The organism is Globicatella sp. HMSC072A10 (assembly GCF_001811625.1).
Lineage (GTDB): Bacteria > Bacillota > Bacilli > Lactobacillales > Aerococcaceae > Globicatella > Globicatella sanguinis.
In genome coordinates, this window is record NZ_KV805714.1 from 1 (window position 1) to 564 (window position 564).

At 53.7% G+C, this 564-nt stretch carries 5 tRNA genes; all 5 read right to left on the minus strand.

The window, feature by feature from the left end:
- Positions 1-79: 79 nt before the first annotated feature.
- The 5 genes from HMPREF2811_RS05110 to HMPREF2811_RS05130 all read right to left on the minus strand — a co-directional run bounded on the left by HMPREF2811_RS05110 (position 80) and on the right by HMPREF2811_RS05130 (position 528).
- Positions 80-151 (minus strand) — tRNA-Gly (locus HMPREF2811_RS05110).
- A gap of 17 nt (positions 152-168) precedes the next feature.
- Positions 169-241, minus strand: a tRNA-Thr gene (locus HMPREF2811_RS05115).
- Positions 242-261: 20 nt separating this feature from the next.
- Positions 262-334 (minus strand) — tRNA-Thr (locus tag HMPREF2811_RS05120).
- Positions 335-366: 32 nt separating this feature from the next.
- Positions 367-448 (minus strand) — tRNA-Leu (locus HMPREF2811_RS05125).
- A 7-nt stretch (positions 449-455) separates the two neighbouring features.
- Positions 456-528 (minus strand) — tRNA-Lys (locus tag HMPREF2811_RS05130).
- Positions 529-564 lie beyond the last annotated feature (36 nt).

Sequence of the window (564 nt, forward strand, 5' to 3'; positions counted from 1 at the left end):
GTATCACTACCCGCAGGATTTTAAGTCCTGTGCGTCTGCCAGTTCCGCCACCCCGGCATTTGCCTAAGTTTGCTGGCAAAGCGGAAAACGGGATTCGAACCCGCGACCCCCACCTTGGCAAGGTGGTGTTCTACCACTGAACTATTTCCGCGTTCTGTTATTCACTCATGCCGGCTGCAGGACTTGAACCTGTGACCTACGCGTTACGAGTGCGTTGCTCTACCATCTGAGCTAAGCCGGCCTCTTCCAAAAAGGCCTTAATGCCGGCTAAAGGACTTGAACCCTCGACCCTCTGATTACAAATCAGATGCTCTACCAACTGAGCTAAGCCGGCTAGTTACCTCGACAAACATCTGTTCGTCTTCATGCGGGTGAAGGGACTTGAACCCCCACGCCCGAAGGCGCCAGATCCTAAATCTGGTGCGTCTGCCAATTCCGCCACACCCGCATTCTGATGACCCGTACAGGATTCGAACCTGTGACCCACTGATTAAAAGTCAGTTGCTCTACCGACTGAGCTAACGAGTCATGGTGGAGGTTAACGGGATCGAACCGCTGACCCTC